This is a genomic window from Streptomyces sp. SBT349 (assembly GCF_001083795.1).
Lineage (GTDB): Bacteria > Actinomycetota > Actinomycetes > Streptomycetales > Streptomycetaceae > Streptomyces.
The window spans coordinates 1-1,689 of sequence record NZ_LAVK01000645.1 but is presented as its reverse complement, the minus strand read 5'-3'; the positions used below and the strand labels follow the sequence as shown (position 1 = coordinate 1,689).

The window sequence follows — 1,689 nt, the reverse complement described above, 5'->3', positions numbered from 1 at the left end:
GGGTCCGGTGGGCGTCGGGGCGGGCGCGGGCGCGGGCCCGGGCGCGGCCACCGAGCGGGCCATGGTGGTGGCCACCGACGCGTTGATGGTGGCGGCAAGCTCCCGGGCCTGCGGGAGACCCTGGTCGTGGAGCATCGCCGTGAGGCCGCCCGCGAAGCCCTGGCCGACGGCCCTGACCTTCCACGCGCCGTTCCTCAGGTAGAGCTCGACGGCGACGACGGCGGACTCGGTGGCGAGGTCCACGAGGGAGTAGGTGACGATCGGCGTGCCGTCCAGGCCGGTGACGGCGACGAACGGCGCCGCGACCGCGCCGAAGACGGCGGGCCCGCCCACGCCGGTGGGGAGGGCGAGCATCACGTTCACCCGGTGAACGCCCTCGGGCAGGGCGTCGAGGTCCACGGCGAGACGGTGGTCCGCGGCGGCCTGCTTGGAGACCTCGATGCCGGGGAGGCGGGGGGACGCCGGGTGGGCTATCCAGGAGGCGTCCCGCATCTGGCCCCGGTCGTCGTTGAGTGTCACCCCGGCCACGATCGGTTGTCCCGCCGACACCCGTATCTCCAGGCGCGTCTCCGGCAGGGGGTGGTTCTGCCCGCGGATCAACTCGGCCGTCATCGTGGAGCCTCTCTCGTTCCCTTGCTCGGGGGGTGCTCGGGGGGTGCTCGGGGGGGATGAGCCCGGCGCGACCGTGTGCCGCCGGGCCCGGGATCAGGCGGTCGGGGCCGTCACAGGTAGGGGATCAGCGCCGGCAGCAGGTCCTGGAAGGTACGGCCGTTGGCGGGCTCGCCGATGGCCGTCATCTGCCAGCCGGAGCCCTGGCGGTGCACCTTGGCCATGACCTGCGCCGTGTACTGGCCGCCGCCGGTGAGGGTGTAACGCGCCAGCTCCTGGCCGTTGGTCTCGTCGACGAGGCGGCAGAACGCGTTCTGCACCTCCGCGAAGGACTGCCCGGTGAAGGAGTTGACCGTGAAGACGATCTGGTCGACGTGGACCGGGACCCGCTGGAGGTCCACGAGGATCGCCTCGTCGTCGCCGCCCTGCCCGGCGCCGCCCACCAGGTTGTCACCGGTGTGCCGGACGGAGCCGTCGTCGCTCACCAGGTGCTGGAAGAAGACGACGTCGACGGGCTGCTTGTCGGCGAAGACCACGGCCGAGGCGTCGAGGTCGATCTCGCGCGAGCGCCTCCCGAGCAGGCCGCGGCGGGGGGCGGCCTGCCAGCCGAGCCCCATCCGCACCGCGGTGAGGGTGCCCCCGTCGGACTTCTGGAGGTTGATCGCCTGTCCCTTGGACAAGTTGAGACTCACGCGCTGAACCCTTCTCCGGCCTCTCGGCCGCCACTTCGGCGGTTGCACGGAACCTTACGCAGTGCCACCGACAGTCCGGCCGCCGATACCCACTTTGTGTCACTCCTGAAACCCGGCGCCGCGCCCCGCCCGCGCGGAAGGCGGGGGGCTGAGGGCTGAGGGCCGGGGGGAGTTCAGGCGCAGGCGGCGGGCGGGGCCTCTTCCAGGTAGTCGTGTCGCAGCAGGGTCTCGACGGAGAGGCGGGCGGCGGGCGGGGGGGCCGGGGGGGGGGGGGGCCGGGGGGGGGGGGGGGCCTCGCCCGGGCGGGCGGACCAGGGGCGGCCCCGGGCCGGGGTCACCGCGAAGGGGGGGTTCCCGCGGGAGGAGGTGTCTCTTTTACAAATACTAC

2 protein-coding genes are annotated in these 1,689 nt (G+C 73.6%); both read right to left on the bottom strand.

Annotated features, from left to right (window positions below):
• Positions 1-612, bottom strand: a 612-nt coding sequence (locus ADY01_RS35490; RefSeq protein WP_049580992.1) for a TerD family protein, incomplete at its 3' end; no start/stop codon positions are given.
• 110 nt (positions 613-722) lie between these two features.
• The gene (locus tag ADY01_RS35485) at positions 723-1,301 is read right to left on the bottom strand and encodes a TerD family protein (RefSeq protein ID WP_049580991.1); all 579 of its coding nucleotides are present in this window, start codon (positions 1,299-1,301) and stop codon (positions 723-725) included.
• Positions 1,302-1,689 lie beyond the last annotated feature (388 nt).